17 protein-coding genes and 2 tRNA genes are annotated in these 18,713 nt (G+C 35.6%); 10 read left to right on the top strand and 9 right to left on the bottom strand.

Annotated features, from left to right (window positions below):
* Positions 1-320: 320 nt before the first annotated feature.
* The gene (locus ME1_RS05610) at positions 321-1,484 is read right to left on the bottom strand and encodes a phosphoserine transaminase (RefSeq protein ID WP_004864433.1); all 1,164 of its coding nucleotides are present in this window, start codon (positions 1,482-1,484) and stop codon (positions 321-323) included.
* A gap of 404 nt (positions 1,485-1,888) precedes the next feature.
* Between ME1_RS05610 and ME1_RS05605 the strand changes: the two genes are divergently transcribed.
* Positions 1,889-1,964 (top strand) — tRNA-Phe (locus ME1_RS05605).
* A 745-nt stretch (positions 1,965-2,709) separates the two neighbouring features.
* Here the strand turns inward: ME1_RS05605 and ME1_RS05600 are convergent.
* The 5 genes from ME1_RS05600 to ME1_RS05580 form a co-directional block, all read right to left on the bottom strand.
* On the bottom strand, positions 2,710-3,027 hold the full coding sequence (locus ME1_RS05600; RefSeq protein WP_004864431.1) for a hypothetical protein: 318 nt from the start codon (positions 3,025-3,027) through the stop codon (positions 2,710-2,712).
* A 343-nt stretch (positions 3,028-3,370) separates the two neighbouring features.
* A complete protein-coding gene (locus tag ME1_RS05595; RefSeq protein WP_004864428.1) occupies positions 3,371-3,925 on the bottom strand; it encodes a biotin transporter BioY in 555 nt (184 codons plus the stop codon).
* 36 nt (positions 3,926-3,961) lie between these two features.
* Complete coding sequence (locus ME1_RS05590; protein ID WP_004864426.1) at positions 3,962-4,576, bottom strand: energy-coupling factor transporter transmembrane component T family protein; 615 nt, start codon at positions 4,574-4,576, stop codon at positions 3,962-3,964.
* The gene (locus ME1_RS05585) at positions 4,573-5,253 is read right to left on the bottom strand and encodes an energy-coupling factor ABC transporter ATP-binding protein (protein WP_004864424.1); all 681 of its coding nucleotides are present in this window, start codon (positions 5,251-5,253) and stop codon (positions 4,573-4,575) included. The genes ME1_RS05590 and ME1_RS05585 overlap by 4 nt, the downstream gene beginning before the upstream one ends.
* A 40-nt stretch (positions 5,254-5,293) precedes the next feature.
* The gene (locus ME1_RS05580) at positions 5,294-6,724 is read right to left on the bottom strand and encodes an amino acid permease (RefSeq protein ID WP_155815147.1); all 1,431 of its coding nucleotides are present in this window, start codon (positions 6,722-6,724) and stop codon (positions 5,294-5,296) included.
* Between the two features lie 178 nt (positions 6,725-6,902).
* Between ME1_RS05580 and ME1_RS08285 the strand changes: the two genes are divergently transcribed.
* Positions 6,903-7,235 carry a hypothetical protein gene (locus tag ME1_RS08285; RefSeq protein WP_004864421.1) on the top strand — a complete coding sequence of 111 codons (333 nt, stop codon included), beginning with the start codon at positions 6,903-6,905 and terminating at the stop codon, positions 7,233-7,235.
* A gap of 314 nt (positions 7,236-7,549) precedes the next feature.
* Here the strand turns inward: ME1_RS08285 and ME1_RS05570 are convergent, their stop codons facing one another.
* Positions 7,550-7,756 carry a SlyX family protein gene (locus ME1_RS05570; protein ID WP_004864419.1) on the bottom strand — a complete coding sequence of 69 codons (207 nt, stop codon included), beginning with the start codon at positions 7,754-7,756 and terminating at the stop codon, positions 7,550-7,552.
* A gap of 469 nt (positions 7,757-8,225) precedes the next feature.
* On the opposite strand from ME1_RS05570, the gene ME1_RS05565 reads away from it, so the two are divergent.
* From ME1_RS05565 to lpxK, 8 genes are all read left to right on the top strand, one after another.
* A tRNA-Thr gene (locus ME1_RS05565) sits at positions 8,226-8,301 on the top strand.
* A 667-nt stretch (positions 8,302-8,968) separates the two neighbouring features.
* On the top strand, positions 8,969-9,388 hold the full coding sequence (locus ME1_RS05560) for an EVE domain-containing protein (RefSeq protein WP_004864417.1): 420 nt from the start codon (positions 8,969-8,971) through the stop codon (positions 9,386-9,388).
* 241 nt (positions 9,389-9,629) lie between these two features.
* Positions 9,630-10,079 (top strand): SRPBCC family protein, encoded by a 450-nt coding sequence (locus ME1_RS05555; protein WP_035011742.1) that lies wholly within the window; start codon positions 9,630-9,632, stop codon positions 10,077-10,079.
* Between the two features lie 957 nt (positions 10,080-11,036).
* The gene (locus tag ME1_RS05550; protein ID WP_004864413.1) at positions 11,037-12,368 is read left to right on the top strand and encodes a TldD/PmbA family protein; all 1,332 of its coding nucleotides are present in this window, start codon (positions 11,037-11,039) and stop codon (positions 12,366-12,368) included.
* A complete protein-coding gene (locus ME1_RS05545; RefSeq protein WP_004864411.1) occupies positions 12,355-13,158 on the top strand; it encodes a 3'(2'),5'-bisphosphate nucleotidase CysQ in 804 nt (267 codons plus the stop codon). The genes ME1_RS05550 and ME1_RS05545 overlap by 14 nt, the downstream gene beginning before the upstream one ends.
* A gap of 45 nt (positions 13,159-13,203) precedes the next feature.
* Positions 13,204-13,446 carry a DUF4170 domain-containing protein gene (locus tag ME1_RS05540; protein ID WP_004864408.1) on the top strand — a complete coding sequence of 81 codons (243 nt, stop codon included), beginning with the start codon at positions 13,204-13,206 and terminating at the stop codon, positions 13,444-13,446.
* A gap of 516 nt (positions 13,447-13,962) precedes the next feature.
* Positions 13,963-15,285 (top strand): lipid IV(A) 3-deoxy-D-manno-octulosonic acid transferase, encoded by a 1,323-nt coding sequence (gene waaA / locus ME1_RS05535; RefSeq protein WP_004864406.1) that lies wholly within the window; start codon positions 13,963-13,965, stop codon positions 15,283-15,285.
* Complete coding sequence (lpxK, locus tag ME1_RS05530; RefSeq protein ID WP_004864405.1) at positions 15,275-16,327, top strand: tetraacyldisaccharide 4'-kinase; 1,053 nt, start codon at positions 15,275-15,277, stop codon at positions 16,325-16,327. The genes waaA and lpxK overlap by 11 nt, the downstream gene beginning before the upstream one ends.
* Before the next feature lie 12 nt (positions 16,328-16,339).
* On the opposite strand, the gene ME1_RS05525 is transcribed toward lpxK, so the two are convergent.
* Positions 16,340-16,576 (bottom strand): DUF2093 domain-containing protein, encoded by a 237-nt coding sequence (locus tag ME1_RS05525; RefSeq protein WP_004864403.1) that lies wholly within the window; start codon positions 16,574-16,576, stop codon positions 16,340-16,342.
* Between the two features lie 114 nt (positions 16,577-16,690).
* Entirely contained in the window at positions 16,691-18,529 is a 1,839-nt protein-coding gene (gene mutL, locus ME1_RS05520; protein WP_035011740.1) for a DNA mismatch repair endonuclease MutL, read from the bottom strand.
* Between the last annotated feature and the right edge of the window lie 184 nt (positions 18,530-18,713).

Genomic DNA, 18,713 nt, shown 5'->3' with positions numbered 1-18,713 from the left:
ACTCTTCATTTCAGCTTTTTCCCAATCTTTAAGTAATTAAATTTTCAGATTCATAATAATAAAAGGCAAACAAATGCTAGGATTATAAAATATATCTTTATTTTAAATCAGTCATTTTTTTCGCAAAAAGTAGAAAAATTGAGAGCTTTTGGTGGTTTTGTCGTCAACACTTGATAAATCATCCACTCTCCCTTGTGATCTTTCACAATCTATGCAGCATTTTTAAATTGTTTGTATGACACAAAAATACGAAAGATCATGATAATCTCCCGTATTCTTTTTCTTGAAAAAAACGGATTATAAAAATCGCTAATAATTACTTAAAGTCGCGCTTTTTCAACTTGAAATGCCCATTCAAGCCAATGTGTTAAAATTTCAAGATCGGAAGCCTCAATCGTTATACCTGTCCAAATCCGCAGCCCTGGAGGAGCATCTCGATACGAACCAATATCATAAGCAGCCCCCTCCTCATCAAGACGATTCACTACCGCTTTTATAAAAGATACCCGCTTTTCAGTCTCTAAAGCAGTAATAACTGGATCAACAATATCCAAACAAACAGATGTATGAGAACGTACGTGAGGATCTTTTGCCAAATATTCCAACCACGGAGTTTTACGAACAAAAGCATCAAGTACAGAAAAATTTTTCTCAACGCGCGCCATTAATGCCCGTAAACCACCCTGCGCCTTTGCCCACTTCAATGCATCAAGAAAATCCTCAACACATAGCAAAGAAGGCGTATTGATGGTTACCCCTCTAAAAATATTTTCAGTCAATTTTCCATCTTTTGTCATACAGAAAATTTGTGGCATGGGCCAAGATGGAACATAACTCTCAAGTCTTTCAACAGCACGAGGACTTAAAATCAACATACCATGTGCAGCCTCTCCTCCAAGAACTTTTTGCCATGAAAAAGTAACAACATCTAATTTTGAAAAATCAAGATTTTGTGCAAAAGCTGCTGAGGTTGCATCACAAATTGTCAACCCTGCTCGCTTATCTGGAATGAAATCTGCATTAGGAATACACACACCTGAAGTCGTTCCATTCCATGTAAAAACAACATCACGATCAAAGTCAATTTGTGTTAAATCTGGTAATTCACCATAGGGAGCTTCAAAAAGACGCACATCAGAAAGCTTTAATTGTTCAACAACATCTGCAATCCACCCGGATCCAAAACTTTCCCACGCTGCCATATCGACGCCACGCTCACCTAATAAAGACCATAGAGACATCTCAACAGCACCGGTATCTGAGGCAGGAACAATCCCTATACGATAATCCGAAGGCACTTCAAGAACCTCACGGGTTAAATTGACGACTTCAGCAAGTCTCAATGCTGCTTCTCTCGATCGATGTGAACGTCCAACTAATGCATTTTTAAGAACTTCAAGACTCCAACCAGGACGTTTACTACAAGGACCTGAAGAAAAATTAGGATTATTTGGACGACAACTTGGTTTTTTTAACATTATCATTATTTCTCCCCTTTAGATGGCTTGCCTTTCTTTAAAGAAAGGCGAATTACTACAAAGACTGCGCCAATAGTCTTTGCAAACAAAAATCAAAAATGTTTTCTATTTATTTCGTAAGCTCAAAATACGCGGGAATCTTTTAAAAACATCTCTCTTAGACCATGAATCGAGATTGATTCTCTAAAAATAATTTCCTCGTGTCATCACTACGATAAAGACAGCATCCTGATAACGATACACTAACGTGACATAACATAGCTATCAAGTTTATTTTATTGGAAAGAGTCACTATATTGCTTAGAATACGGAGATAAACTTATAAAAAATCGATTATTTTTCGTTTCATGACTGGACAGAGAAAATTTTAATGTTATAACCGCACACGTTTCACGTGTTTTGTGAAACGTGCCCAGATAGCTCAGTTGGTAGAGCAGCGGACTGAAAATCCGCGTGTCCGTGGTTCGAATCCGCGTCTGGGCACCACTTTGTGTCTTTAACCCAAATAACTTATTGATTCTACATATGTTTTTTGAGTGAAGGATACGTGGATAAAAGTAAGGGAATAGGATTTCGAATCTACCCCTATTCGGAATTTTTTCAATTACGAATCAGGCGTTCTTTTCAGAGCGTTTCTTAGAAGAGCCAGCTGTCCAAAGAGTTTCTATTTCTAAAAAAATCTTTGAAAATCTCTCTCACCTTTGTATAATCACTAAAACTCTATACAAATTTACTTTTGATATCCTTGAAAAGATGCACCAAAATAAAGTCATATTCAAAAAATTACAGGAAATGTAATAATTTTTCTTGAGATAATACTGTAAATCTGAATGAAATAAGCTGTTTGTAGTACTTTAAAATGCAACAACTCGTTTCCATAAAAAATTAAAATAGAGGAAGAAACTTTTGCCTAATATGTTTCATTTACTCTAAAAGCTTTACTAGATTAAATCTAGTAATTTTTTCTTCCAAAGTAAAAAAACTTATAAGTTTTTATCCATAGAGAACCCAACATTGTAAAAAACGCGTATATTTCAACCTTATGATAGTCTCATAGGCTCAATATCCGCAAATCCGCAAAATAATAGCTATGAAAAAACAAAAAAACACCTGTTGTTCTGTTAAATCATCGAAAAAATTCTGAATATATTGAAAAAGATTGATGTTCCCATTATTCAGATTACTTATACTGGTCAATCATTGCTTAATGAAAAGATAATACACTTTTATCCTACCAATTAAATATAGAGAATATAGAAGCGTATAAATATCTTCCTAAATCAGCATACACACGTCCTAATTTCGAAAAAGCTGATGTTACAGTTTTCCAAAATATACCATGTTTCCCAGGATGAGCAGGTGCAATAACTTTATTCAATAAAGAATCAAAAGATAGAACCGGTTCACTCAAAAACATATTTTTTGCAGTAACAGTAGGCACAAGAACAACAGATGTTTCTTTTTGAAAAACCATATGCTCAGACGCTTTCACAACAGATGAAAACAATAAAATAATAGCGCATACAAAAAAATAATATCTTATATTCATAATTTTACTCATATATACTTTATTTTAATACTCAAAATGAATTCAATATAATATCTTTTTGTATTATATATTATAAATATAAATAATCATAGAAAAATTTTATAATTTATTAAACAATAGATATTAATATAATTTTCTATACAATTTTTGTTTAATATATCATCTGACTTTTTTAATAAACTTAATTAAAACAAATCATAATCCATGTAATTTATCAGTGATATTTTTATGCTTAACGCATCATGAATAGTATACAGATTGTATAGTAACTTTTTAAATAAATACTTAAATAACCCACAATAAGTTTCTGTTCTCTTACATATTTTTTCTATTTAAGTGGAAATTATCTTTTTCGGGGCACAATAAGGGGAATAGATTTTTTAACTGTAAGTGCTATAAAGGAGGCAATTAACACTTTCAGAAAATCGCCAATTAAAAAACCTAAAGAACTTATTAAAGCTGTCAGCAAGGGAATTTGAGTAACATAAGCCATCCATGGTATTCCAAAAAGGAAAACAATCCCAATACCACCTACAGCATTTATCACAAATAACTTAATAAAATTTAGCCGACGCCAAAGCAACTCAACCATAAAACCAATAAAAAATGCAGCAAATGGAAAACCTATCAGATAACCACTAGTAGCTCCTAAAAAAACACTAATTCCACCACGACCACTAGGCAAAAGAGGTAACCCAATTGCGACAAGGACAAGGAAAAGAAGCGATGCTAAAGCTCCCCTCTTCGCCCCGAGTATAGATCCTGCTAACATCGGTCCCATCGATTGAGCCGTAATAGGAACTCCAAGCAGAAAAGGAAGAAAAATAGGAGGGAATAGCCCCAAAACTGCATAAATAGCAGCAAATAGGGCGATATAAGATAAATCTTTTGTATTCATTAAATTATTCCTTTACTGCGAATACCTTTATCGACATTAGACTTTACTATCAGTATTACTATCATAAGAACGTGCTTCTAAGGCCTCAGCCACCTCCGAAGCCATCTTGATAGTTCGTATAATAAGGGGCATTGCAAGAGCAAAAATGTTGCTATCAAATCCGCGCGCCCGCTGTGCTTCACGCACTTCATTAAATTTCTCACTCAAAAGAGGAATAAACCTTATCGCCATAGAGATAACCATACTTACTTTTGATGGATTTATGCCAAAGCAACGAAAATGCCGTAGCCCTGCTTGAATCGTGTCAACCATATCTGAAACTTTTGTCGTAAATGAAATAAGCGATGATAAAGAAAAAAGAATAATAAGGCGTAAGACGACTTCAGCCCCCTCAAGCCAACTCTTACAAAAAACTTGAAAAACAAATATAAGTACTAAAAATAAACCCATCGATTTAAGCTGTTTTACAACATTCTTGAAAGGAATCTTCGCAACTCCATACAACAAAGCTACAAACAATAAAAAAAACGAGAGCATAGGTACAGATGAAACCATGAATAGAGTAGTTCCACATACCGCAAGAAATAACAACTTAATACTTGGCTTTATCTTATGAACAAATGTATCCCTCGGAAGATATAAGCCGATCATGACATTCTTCTTATATATTCTTTGATCGCAACAAAAGGTACATCATCTACAACTATTTCCCCCTTATCAAAAACCAACACTCTATCAAACTTTTTCAAAAACTCCAAATCATGTGATACAACAATTGCTGTTTGTGATAATTCCTCTATAACTCGCGTCACGCGACGCTTATTTCGCAAATCAAGTAATGTCGTCGGCTCATCAAAAACAATATAGTCTGGTTTCATTGCCACTACACTGGAAATGGCAACGAGTTGTTTTTGTCCACCACTTAATAAATGAACTGCGTGATTTCTGAAATTTTGAAGATCATAGCGCTGTAAAATTTCATCTACGCGCTCCTTAATTTCCTCTTTACTAAGTTTTAGATTTTTGAGACCAAAAGAGAGATCTTCTTCCACTAATGGCAAAACGATTTGATTATCAGGATTTTGAAACACAAATCCCACTTTACGCTTTACTGCCTTTGCATCACGCTTTGTATCAAGCCCATCAACACTTACAAAACCGTCAGATGGTAATTGTAACCCATTGATAAGACGAACAAATGTACTTTTTCCAGAACCATTCGCACCAATAATAGCAATTCGTCTTTCAGTAAGTTGTACAGTGATATTCTTTAAAACACACAAATCTCCAAAAATTTGCGTCACCTTATCAAATTTTATAATCCCCAAGATTTATTCCAATCAATCCCTTTTATTACCTTTTCTACTGCTATCGCTTAAGTTTATAGCCTAAGAGTAAAAACAAGCACCATATAGGAATAATAATAACTGCCAAACTCATGTCAGGCATCTGCGCAGGAATATATGTTCCAAGAAAGGGCATCTCTATTCCTATCATATCAAAAAGTCGAGTCATTAACCCATTTTTTCCAAAGCCACTTACAAACATTATGCAAAATAACAAAGCAAGAAAACAAAGGCAAAGATAGTTAGCGTAAGGATATAAACCAAACGCATAAATAAAGTCCTCTTTTCTGTTTTTATGTGCTTTTCGAAATTTTAAATGAACAATAACAATAATAGCCCAAGTAATAACCGCTGCTGCTGTTGCAAGAGCCATGATCCGCATAAAACTATTATCAGGAATAAGAGCATTAACGACAATAATTATCGCAGTACAAAACGATGAAAACAGGATAGCCACATAAGGAACACGAGCAGCACTCAGTTTACTAAAAATATGTGGAGCATTTTTTTGTATAGCTAAACTGTAAAGCATACGACCATTGGAATAAATACCACTATTGTAAACTGAAATGGCAGCCATAATGACCACAAAATTCAAAATATGAGCAGCAGCTGGAATTCCTATGGTTTCAAAGATTGTAACAAAAGGGCTACCTTTTTGCCCGATCATATTCCACGGGCTTATCGTCATAATAACACTAATAGAGCCAATATAAAAAATTACAATCCTCCACATAACTTTACGAATAGCGATTGGTATTGTTTTTTGTGGATTTGATACTTCCCCAGCAGCAATACCAATCAGTTCTGTTCCTCCAAATGAAAACATCACCACACACGTAGCCAAAACAACTCCTATTGCACCATAAGGGAAAAAACCGCCATGAGCCCAAAGATGGTGGATGCCCACTTGATTCCCATCTATTCCAGTGAAAATGAGAAACAATCCAAAAATAATCATACCAACAACAGCAGCGACTTTAATTAAAGCCAAGAAAAATTCAAATTCACCATAAAAACGAACATTCAACAAATTGATTAATGTCACCAGCAAAAGAATGATGAACGATGACTTCCAATGATCAATAAAAATCCAATGATCTAGATAAAATCCTATAACTGTAAGTTCGGTCATACTAACGAGAATATAAAGAAACCAATAATTCCAACCCGTTATGAAACCAGCTAAACTCCCCCAATATTTATAGGCAAAGAAACTAAAAGCACCCGATGTTGGTTCTTCTACCGACATCTCACCAAGCATTCGCATAATGAAATAGATAATCAGTCCCCCAAAAAGATAAGCAAGAATGGTTGAAGGACCAGCCAATTTTATAGATTCTGTTGATCCATAGAAAAGACCCGTTCCAATAACTCCTCCTAAAGCAATCATTTGAACGTGACGATTTTGAAGATTACGCTTCAATTCATTATGTTTTTCCTCAAACATCATTCCTCATTACTTTTGTTGTATTCAACCTAAATTTTTATCGAAGTAACATAAACATAGCTTTTATGCATCTTTTTCAAAAAAATACAAAAAGAACGTAAACTTATTTCCTTGTCATAATGCAACTCCTTGTTTTTCTATGCATTATGCGAATGATGCGCTAAAATTACAGGAAGAAAATATGCTCCGTCTTTTACTCAAATTAATGACTTTCATTTTTGTTACACTAACAATTATAGTATTGGTCATTGACAGCGCATACTCTGTAAGCACGTCATATTTGACGATAACCCCCTTGAATAAAATGCTAGCAAACCTTCTACAAACAGATATCTATGGGCTTAACCAGTCTATACGTAACATCATACCAGCTTTCCTATCCTCAATCTGTATTGCTTTTACTTGTTTACCAGCATGGTCTATTCTTGGTGCGTTAGCAATAGTATGTTGTATCTTAAATCACGAGAAACAAAAGCCTTTTCACAAAAAAACATATATAAAAGAAATCTACTAAATTTACCCCTCTCATTCCACCTATAAAGAAAATCTGTACAGGAAGGCAATAGTTATATGATTGCTAATTTCCCTCTCTAAAAGTTTATTCTGTTTTTCAGCACCATGAATCACATACGGGAATGACTTCTGTAATAAGATGAACAATTTCTTAAATAATAAAGGAAAGTTCCAAATCTTATAAAATCTATTCTACACGTCTAACAGAACGCGTTAAAATAAAAAACTGAGCGGTAAACGACTATGGTTATCATAAAAAAAATCCAGAAACAATTACCGAGAAAATTTGCAATCTACAAAAAGTATCTAATATCTCTATCGATGAGAAGATGGAGGAATAGTATCTTCGAAAACTCTCCGTTCTTCTAAATCCGAAAATTTCCTCATTAAAACATTAATTTTTTTAGATATCTCATTCAAACTTTTCCATTGATCAGTTACCACGCAAGAAAGCTCGTCAATAAGCTTTTCCTGATAAGCTAGCTTCGTTTCTAATTCTATTAGCCTATTTTCGTCCGACATGTTTCTTACTCCGTCTTAAATAGAAAAACGTATTTAATTTATTAAGCCCTCTTTTTATTCTCATTTTTATAAGAATGAGAAGTCCTTTTTCTACTCACTCCACTGATCTTATCTTCACATTATAAAGGTGGAGGATACCTTTTATTCCTCTAGCCGTTTACTCAATATCTTTCCTCTGCATAGAAGAAGCAGAAAATATCTTTACGAGGATATTTTGCCATCATTTTTTCCACTCCAAAGATGCGCTTTCATACCAACTTCTAAGTTTAAATGTAATCTTAAATTGGAAAGCATTTTACAGCATCAAGATCAAAAATATTGTTCTGCTCTCAAGCCCTTGCATTTCCCTCCTCCTCCCTCAATAATTACAGCATGTTATAAAGTATTGAAAAAAATGCATACTTGCTTTTGTATGTACTTTTGGCTATTACCCTCAAACTGACTGTTGTCTCGTTATATACAAACCTAGGCCGCATTAGCTCAGTTGGTAGAGCACATCATTCGTAATGATGGGGTCGCTGGTTCAAATCCGGCATGCGGCACCACTTAACTTTTTAAAATAAAACACAAATAAGAGTCTGTTCTAATTATTTTTAACTTACCCGTTCATCTATCTTTACAATGCACAATTGAATCTTATTGTATGTCATACAAAGCTGTTAGCAATACCATTTAAACTATATACAATTTTAATGCTAAATACCATTAACTTAACTGTATATGTAAGCTGTGTCTTGTTCATGAACAGCAAGCTATAGAAAGAATCGTAAAAAAACTTATCTTTTCATCAAAGGCTTGCACACCAAATAAAACATTTCCTCGTTATTTTTAATTCGCGTATCGTACTTTGCTATGTCTTCATGCTTTAAAGGTATAGTATGAGCTAGAAGATTAGCAACAATGGAATATATCCCTTTTTAAAAAGGCACTGCTAAGTAATTCATTTGAGAGATTTTAATAATCCTGAATTCTGCTTCTAATTCAATAATTATTTATGTAATCTTCATTGCAAAATTGCATTTCACAACAAGCATTATATTTTTTTCTCTATCCAATATTATTAACCGCTTATAAGAAATTTACAGATTTAATTTATTCAGGTTGCATCTATACCTTAAACGGTGTGAAAAATCCCTCTCTGTTATGACTTTAAAAGAGATATTTCACTTCGTGTAGAAAATATTGCTTACTTTGCGAAAGAATGAATATAAAATGAAACATTGGATAGCTATAATTTCCCGAGATCACGCTCGCCTTGCAGCCAAATTAGGTTTCCTTCAAGTCTGTCACGGTAAGGCTGGTCCACTTCAAAAAACATCTAAGGGAGATGAAGTCTTCATTTACTGTCCACGGAGTGAAATGAGCACTGGAAAAATTCTTCAAACTATAGAGTTTCAGTGTGTGTTTAAAGACAACAACATTTATCAAGTAGAGCAAACTCCTGATTTTACACCTTTTCGAAAAGACGTTCTCTTTAATAAACAAGCAAAACCTGTTGTTTTAAAAGAAATTCAAGGTCTAGAATTTCTATCCAATCCTCGTTGGGGGATGTTAGCAAGGCGAGGTTTTTTCGAAATTACAGCTTATGATGCAACCCGAATTCGCAAAGCCATGGGAATCCATGATGGCTAATTATTCATCTATTTTTGTTATTTCAAGTATTGTAAAGAAGACCTCTTTTAGAGACTGAATGGCTTCTTTTAATTAAAGCATAGTCTAAAGAGATTGGTACCAACGCATTATTTGTCATGACACTGCTGTTTGAAACTGGGATGAGATAGAAATGAATGTCTTAAGTTTAAGAATTTCTTTTGGCTTGAATCCTATATAGCCTATCTATTAAACGGATTTTTTTATGAAACAGGGGACTCTCATGTTTAAATGGACACATAGCGAAGAGATTAACACACAAGCAAGTGCTGAACAAATTTGGGCTATGTGGCAAGACGTAGCAACATGGCCTTGTTGGGATCACGAACTTGAATGGGTAGAGCTTCCTAGTGCTTTCAAAACAGGAGCTGTAGGACAAATGAAACCTAAAAAAGGACCGAAAGTAACCTTTACACTTGATAAAGTTATAAAAAATGTTTGTTTTTCTAATTATGCTAAACTTCCTTTCACACGCATAATTTTTGATCATGAATATATTAGCTCAACAAAATCTGATTCTTCAAAAAATAAAATTCGCCATACAGTAACTATGTCTGGCTTATTTTCTCCTTTATTTGGAGTGCTTATTGGATCAAAGATTAAATTACACCTTCGTGATGCAATGATCGAAATGAGCCGTCGTGCTCTTAATGGTGATAAATCTTTTCTATAGCTACGCTTACTCATTTAAGAAAATTGAATTCGTCAAAAAAAGATGACGCAGAAGTTTAGCCCACATTAAAGTTGAGTCTTTGAACCATGCATGTTTAACTAACCAATTGCCCATGAGGTATATGGTCATTATTTATTTAAACCTAATAAGGACATCAAAGGATCAATTCTATAATAAAGTTCTTATAAGATAACTTAATTCTATTTTATCATACAAAAGCTTCAGCATTTTTTTAGCTAAAAATAGGAAAGTTGCACCTGTTAATTGTTGTTCTATAAAAAAACTTATAAAATCAAATAATTTCTTCTTTTATGACTCCTTTGAAAGTATACCTTGAAAGATACCACGTGATAAATAAGTGCAATATTGACTCCATAAAAATACTCTAACTCTCTTTAAGTGCATCTATTCAAAAAATGATTGTTTTTTTAGACACAGAGATATCTCATGACTGGCAAATATCTTTGTGCTTATTAAAAAGACTATGAAATGCTATTTTTCCAAATTAATTATATTGAATACTCTTAATTTCCAAACTGAATCTGAGAAATAAATATAGAAGAAGTTGATCAGGATTTTCCTCTTTAATGGACAAAGTAGCTAATCAATTATCACGCATGAGAAAAGATAATCGCAGCTTTAGTTTAAGACTCAAATGTATGTGGTCTAGTCCGTTTTGCAGTTTTTGAGTTTAAAATTAAGTGTCAGCGCACAATTTTCCATTGGTTTTATATAAATATGGATTTGACTTACTGATGACAGTGAGCAAATTAGAACAGCTGAAGCCAAAGAGATCTTACTTGCTTTTTTTTGAAAGAAGCTGAAAAAAATCGTTCGATTTATTAAAAGAACGTGTGTATGCGAGTATTTATATTGATAAGCATACAAAATTACATTTTATATGAATTCGCCAAATTGCTTATCTATATAAATAATAAATATTTAAGGGAGTCTATAATGACCGACAAAAACCAGATTGATAAAGCTGCTTCGTTGGTTGAAGCTGCGAGACGTTCTGGAGCAGATGCTGCTGATGCTGTTATTGTCCGTACACATTCTACCGGTGTATCAGTTCGTTGTGGAAAAGTCGAATCGACAGAAGCTTCAGAAAGCAATGATTTTACATTGAGGGTTTTTGTGGGCAAAAAAGTAGCAAGTGTTTCTGCTAATTTAACGGCTTATCCGCAAGAACTAGCAGAGCGTGTTGTTGCAATGGCAAAAGCTTCTCCTGACAGTTTATTTGAAGGTTTGGCAAATAAAGACTATTTGGTTACACACCCTAAAGATCTTGATCTTTTTGATGATTTTATTCCACATAGCCATTTTTTAACAGAAGATGCTTTAAAAACGGAGGCAGCAGCCCTCGATGTTAAAGGAGTAAGCAATTCTGGTGGAGCTACAACAGCTTATGGCCGGAGTGGGTTTGTTCTTGTAACAAGCGATGGTTTTTGTGGGGCTTATCATTCCAGTTATTTTTCACGTTCTTGTAGTGCTGTAGCTGGTGAGGGTACAGCAATGGAGAGGGATTATGATTATACAACTGCCCTCCATTTTGCTGATTTGGAAGCAGCAGAAATTGTGGGAAAAAATGCAGGAATGAGAGCAGTTCGGCGTTTGGGAGCGGTTCGTGCTACCACAAAGGTTGTGGATGTTATTTTTGATCCACGTACGGCTCGCGGAATTGCTGGGCATATCGCATGTATGGTGAATGGAGCATCTGTAGCTCGTAAAACGAGCCTTTTACAAAATTTCTTAGGAAAAGCAGTGATGAAATCAGATGTTTATGTGACAGATCAACCTTTGCGATTGCGTGGAAATGCTTCTCGTCCTTTTGATGGAGAAGGAGTAGAGGGGCAAACATTGAATATTATTGAAAATGGTATTTTAAAAAACTGGCTTCTTTCATCATCTTCAGCGCGTGAATTGGGGCTTGAAACCAATGGTCATGGTGTACGTTCAGCATCATTGGTTCAACCAGCAAGTACCAATTTTGCTATTGAACCGAGTTTAATTTCGCCTCATGATATGATAAAAAATTTGCGTACTGGATTCTATGTTACAGAATTATTTGGGCATGGCATTGATTTCGTTACAGGACAGTACAGTCGTGGTGCTTCTGGTTTTTGGATTGAAAATGGCGAAATTGCTTATCCAGTAAGCGAAGTAACACTAGGTTCTGATTTACTCCATATGTTAGCACATTTAACACCTGCGAACGATATAGATCGGCGTTATAGTACAGCAGCACCAACATTATTAATTGAAGGAATAACACTTGCAGGAAAATAACACGCATCATTCTTCTGATTTAAACCTCTTGCTTGATATTGGTCGACAAGCAGGAGATTTAGCAATGAAGTATTTTGGATGCACGTTAGACGTTTGGATAAAAGATGGAAATTCACCAGTTAGTGAGGCCGATTTTGCAGTTGATCACTTTTTGAAAGAAAAACTTCTTGGGGCACGCCCAAATTATGGATGGATTTCAGAAGAAACTAAAGATCATCGGAAACAACAAAGCTATGAGCGCTACTTTGTGGTTGATCCTATCGATGGAACGCGTGGTTTTCTTTCTGGCAACACCTATTGGTGTATTTCAATAGCTATTATTGAGAATGGGCGCCCTATCGTGGGTGTTGTACAATGTCCAGCTCAGGGCGATGTTTATGCCGCTATTATTGGTGGAGGGGCTACATTCAATGGCAGAAAACTTCCTCTTTTGGCATCTCAGATTAAGAGCAAATATAAAGTTTCACTTGATAAATCGCTCGCTCAAAAATTGCCAGATAATTTTCTCAATCAAATCAGTTTTTATCGCTATATTCCCTCTCTTGCATATCGTATTGTCCTTGTTGCCCAAAATGAGATTGATATTGTATTGGTTCGTCCGAACTGTCATGCATGGGATATCGCCGCAGCTGATCTTATTCTACAAGAATGTGGAGGATGTTTTTTATCGCTTGATGCACCTTTTATATCTTACGGAATTGAACCTTATCAATATGGACTTTTAATTGCGGGTAAAAATAATTGCTGTCAAAATATGATAGATGTTGTTCGTCAAGCAAAGTTAGTTTAATCACATAAAAAATGCGCTAAAATTTCTTAACGATATGGAGGCACCATGACTGAAGCCAATGAAAAAAAACAATTTTTGCATCTTGTATTTGGTGGGGAATTGAAAAATCTTAAAAGTAATCAATTTAAGAATCTTGATGATTTAGATGTAGTTGGTATTTTTCCAGATTATCAATCAGCTCAGGAAGCATGGCAAGCGAAAGCACAAAGCAGTGTAGATAATGCATTACAACGTTATTACATCGTAGACTTGCATCACCTTCTTGATAATGAAATGGATGATGCATAATAAAACTTGAATTTTACATTGTTACTTTCCTCATTATGCAAATGCTGAAAAAATAAATCTTTTAAACATAATATTAGAATGTGGCATTTCAAAAAAATGAGCGTTTAAATTTGTTTATAAGCTAAGAAGAAAAAGTAAAACACCTTATATTCATAAGTTTCTATGAGAATGTTTATGCTCAAAATTCTCTTAAATCTGATAAAAAACACTATAATTGTGGATATAAAGCGCATAAAATTAGAAAAGGGATTATTTTATTAGCCAAATTATTTACCTGTACTATCTCATACTTTATGTACATATATTGTCATGGGAGAAAATTCTTGAAAAAATATAGGATAAATTGTGATATCGTTTTCCAAAGCATTCTCATGAATAAAGCGTTTTTTATTGCTTAAAATGCGAAGAATATCTTGCTCCTCGCTATAAAAAATTGATGCAATGAACAAGGATGGATGAATCGTTTAATAGAAAAAGCTTACAGACGTCTTAAAACAGGTGAATGAGGTGGTTTTAATGATGGAAATAAAGGCATGTGCAGCTCTTTTAATCTATCGGATGATTGGTTTTTGTTTACGTCCCATTATACCTTTCTATTTGTTTCTTCGTGCGGTTCGTGGAAAAGAAGAATGGGGGCGCCAAAAAGAGCGTTTGGGTAAAAGCCATAAAGTCCGTCCTCAAAGCCCATTAATTTGGTTGCATGCGGCAAGTGTTGGAGAAACACTTGCTCTTGTTCCACTTATTAATTATATTTTGTCATTAAAAATCAATATATTATTAACAACCTGCACTGTAACATCCTCTTCTCTTGTAAAAAAGCAGTTTGGTAACCGGCTCATTCATCAATATGCTCCGTTGGATTTAGATTTGGCTGTGCATCGTTTTATCAGTCATTGGAAACCTGATTTAGCATTGATTTGTGAATCAGAGATTTGGCCTCTCCGTATTAAAGAACTTGCAAAAATGCACATACCACAAATTCTTGTTAATGCTCATATGTCTGAACGTTCTTTTAAAGCTTGGCAAAAACGGCGTGTTCTTGCCAGACATATCTTTAAGCATATTGACTTGGCTATTGGACAAAATGAAAAAGATGTAGCTTATTACAACGCCCTTGGGGTAAAATCTGTTGCGCTTTCTGGCAATCTCAAGGCTGATGTTTTGCCGATTGAAGATCAAGATTTGCTTGCATATTATCGTAGTGCTATTGGCAATCGCCCAGTTTGGGCAGCTGTTTCAACCCATGAAGGGGAAGAAGAAATTGCTTTTGAAGTTCATAAAATTCTCAAAAATTATTTGCCAGATTTATTAACAATCATTGTGCCTCGCCATCCTGAACGTTTAGAAGACCTTATAAGAAAATGCGACAAAAAGAGTTTGTGCTTTATCCGTAGAAGTAACAATGCTGTTCCAAATGCAAATACAGACATTTTGTGGGGCGATACAATTGGAGAAATGGGTCTTTTTCTTCGCTTATCAAAAGTTTCTTTCATTGGGAAGTCATTATGTGGAGATGGTGGACACAATCCATTGGAGTTAGCTTTGCTTCGATCCGCCATTTTAACCGGACCTCATGTTTCAAATTTTCAAGAAATGTTTGACAAATTTGTAACCCGTGATGCAGCATATATGGTTCAAGATGCAAAACAACTTGCTATACAAGTGTATAGGCTTTTAACAAACGAAGCATTGCGACAAGAAATGGTTGATAAAGCCTATGACGTAGCAACCGGCATGGCAGGTGCATTCGAGCGCACATTAAAGCTTCTTGAGCCATTTTTGCAACCTCTCGTGATACAAACAGGTTTAAGCCAACATCGGAGTCAGTATGCATATTAGTACACCTCATTTTTGGTGGAAAGAGAGAAGTTTTTTACGTTTTTTATTAACTCCGGTTTCTTGGATATATGGTTATTTTTCAAACCGCCGTATGGCAAAAGTGCCCCCTATCATCGATCTTCCAGTTTTATGTATTGGCAATTTTACATGTGGTGGTACCGGTAAAACCCCTGTTGTCATTGCTTTTGCAAAAGCCGCTAAAGAGCTTGGTTTCGTGCCTGGTGTCGTATCACGTGGCTACGGCGGAGCATTCAAGGGAGTACATCTTGTAAATGAGAAATATGATAATGCACGCGATGTTGGAGATGAAGCGCTTTTACTCGTACGGCATGCTTTTGTTGCCATATCAACCGATCGTTATGCGGCAGCTCAACGGCTCAAGAAAGAAGGATGTACTCTTATTTTAATGGATGATGGCTTTCAAAGCCGCCGTCTTTATATGGATTATGCGTTGCTCGTTGTTGATGCAATGCGTGGTTTTGGTAATGGAGCTGTTTTTCCAGCAGGGCCTTTGCGTGTACCACTAAAAACGCAGCTTTCTTTAACAGATAGTATTTTGCTGATTGGTCATTTGGATGCGTGTGATAAAATGGCTTTTTCTCTCATGCATACCGGAAAACCTTTGCATCACGCTCATTTTAAATCGTTAGCCTCCGATAAGGTTGCAGGAAAATCATTCTTGGCATTTGCAGGTATTGGCAATCCCTATAAATTTTTTCAATCCATTAAAGAACTCTCTGGTCATGTGGTGCAAACTTACTCTTATCCTGACCACTATTTTTTTACTGACACAGATTTAAATAATCTTGTACAAAAAGCTAAAATGCAAAACTTATGGCTCGCTACAACTGCTAAAGATTATGCACGTATAAAAACAAACCGTGTGCAAAAAGATTTAAAAAATCTTATTGTATTTGATGTTCAAGTTAATTTTGCTCAAGAAGATTTTTGCTATAAGATTCTTGAGGAGGTCATAACCCGTTTTAGAGAACGGCAAAAATCCTCTTTAATCTGCATTTTGGAAAAAAGGCGAGATTCATAGCCTTCAAATTGGTTATTTTTTCTGTGCTTTTAACAATTGGCTGAGATACGGATTGCATTCAAGTTCACGATGATAGGAAATTTCACAACTCGCATATGCTTCTTGGCGATGATGATTCCAATATTTTAAATCGTCTAGCGGGATTTTTTGTCCACTGACAGCACAAAGGGTATAGGTTCCATATTCTATGATTTTATATCCATTATTGGAATAATGGATTTTTGCTTCACGTTCATCATTGGAAAACATACTTCATAATCCCTTTTTGTTAGTATGAGAGATGACACAAGAAAAGTGCCATAAGATGCCCTATAAAGTCGAGAATGAATTTAACTTTTTCTTCCTAAAATAGTGCGTGGTAACTTATTTTCTACCAAAAAGCCTCTCTATATCAGCCAATTTGAGTTCAATATAAGTAGGACGACCGTGATTACATGTGCCTGTATGAGGGGTTGCTTCTATTTGTCGTAGCAGCGCATTCATTTCTTCGGGGCGTAAAACACGCCCTGACCGTATTGAACCATGACAAGCCATAGTTGCTGCAACATAATCAAGCATTGCTTTTAAATTGTCTGTCGTATCATATTCAGCGGCTTCATCTGCAAGGTCCTTAATGAGAGCTTGTACGTTTATCTCCCCTAACATAGAGGGTGTTTCACGCACAACAATTGCTCCAGGTCCAAATGGCTCTATGCCCAAGCCAAACTTTTGCAAAGCATCTTTGTGCGTTAAAAGACATGTTGCCTCTTCTTCAGAGAGTTCTACAATTTCAGGGATAAGCAACAATTGTGAAGCAAGCGGTTTGGAATAAAGTGCATTCTTGAGTGCTTCATAAACCAATCTTTCGTGAGCCGCATGTTGATCGACAATGATCAAACTCTCTTGAGTTTGAGCAATAATGTAGTTTTTATGGATTTGTGCTCGAGCTGCTCCTAGCGGATAAGATAGTTCTTCTAATGACAATTCAGCACTTGGAATGTAAGCATCACCACTTGGCATATCTATCCCCTCCATAAGAGGAGTAACATCTTCTTTTAAACTAAAAGAATTGTTAATATCCAATGGCTTATGTACCATTGATGCAGATGCAAAAGAGTGATGCTGTGGGTTGTAAGAAGAAGGTGCGTGAGTGCTTTTAAAAGTCTTCAATGGCTGTTGTGTCTGAAATGCAGCCAACATTGCTTCAGAACGCGTTGAAGTAGGCCGAACACCCGTTTGATGCAATGCTTCACGAATTGCTCCGACGACTAAACCGCGAATAAATCCTGGATCACGGAATCGAACATCCGCTTTTGTTGGGTGGACGTTAACGTCAACATCAGCGGGTGGTAAATCAATAAAAAGAATGGATACAGGATAACGATCCCGCGTCATCACATCAGCATAAGCTCCCCGAACTGCTCCCCAAAGAAATTTATCGCGCACTGGGCGCCCATTAACATAAGCAAATTGATGAAGACTATTACTACGGTTGAAGGATGGCAAACAAGCAAACCCAGTTAAACGGACTGATTCGCGTTCAGCATTCAGTGCAATAGAGTTGGGAGCAAATTCTTTTCCCATTACTTGTGTAATACGTTGCAATTGTCCTTCAATGTTATTTTGCGTAGCAGGAAGCTCTATAGAAGTTCTGTCTGGACCTGAAAGAGAAAAACGGATATGCGGAAATGCGATAGCAATTCGTTTAATCATATCGGTAATGGCATTCGTTTCAGCGCGGTCAGTTTTCATAAATTTTAGCCGCGCTGGAGTGACGAAGAAAAGGTCACGAACTTCAACAATCGTTCCAGGATTTGCAGCAGCTGGTTTGGGACCCAAAACTTTCCCTGCTGTAACAATAATTTCAGTAGCACTCTCAGCATCTTGCGTTCGTGAGATTAATTTAAGTTTAGCAACAGAACCAATAGAGGGTAGAGCTTCTTCTCGAAACCCAAGAAAGCAGATATTGTGCACATCATCAGTAATTTTTGAAGTACAATGGCGAGAAACTGCTAAAGTTAACTGATCTGCAGGAATACCACAGCCATTATCACTCACCTTTATAAAATTTTTTCCTCCGTTTGCTGTAACAATTTCGATTCGCGTTGCTCCCGCGTCAATGGCATTTTCAACAAGTTCTTTAACGACATTTGCTGGCCGTTCAATAACTTCCCCGGCGGCAATTTGATTAATAATATTTTCGCTGAGATGGCGTATAATCATCATAAATTCTAACAGGATTCCTGCGGATTCTTAAGCAAGCTTTGATGTATGATAACATTATTTGTGTAACATTCAAGAATGAGAGTGCGTGAAAGGTGCTCTCCCAAAATAACACTCTTCATTAACTTTCAAAGAGTAGTATACAAAATGCTATTTTATTGTTCATAATATTTTCATATGAATA

The sequence above is a fragment of the Bartonella vinsonii subsp. arupensis OK-94-513 genome (assembly GCF_000278235.1).
In the GTDB taxonomy this organism is placed as follows: domain Bacteria; phylum Pseudomonadota; class Alphaproteobacteria; order Rhizobiales; family Rhizobiaceae; genus Bartonella; species Bartonella arupensis.
This window is presented reverse-complemented; position numbering and strand designations above follow the sequence as displayed.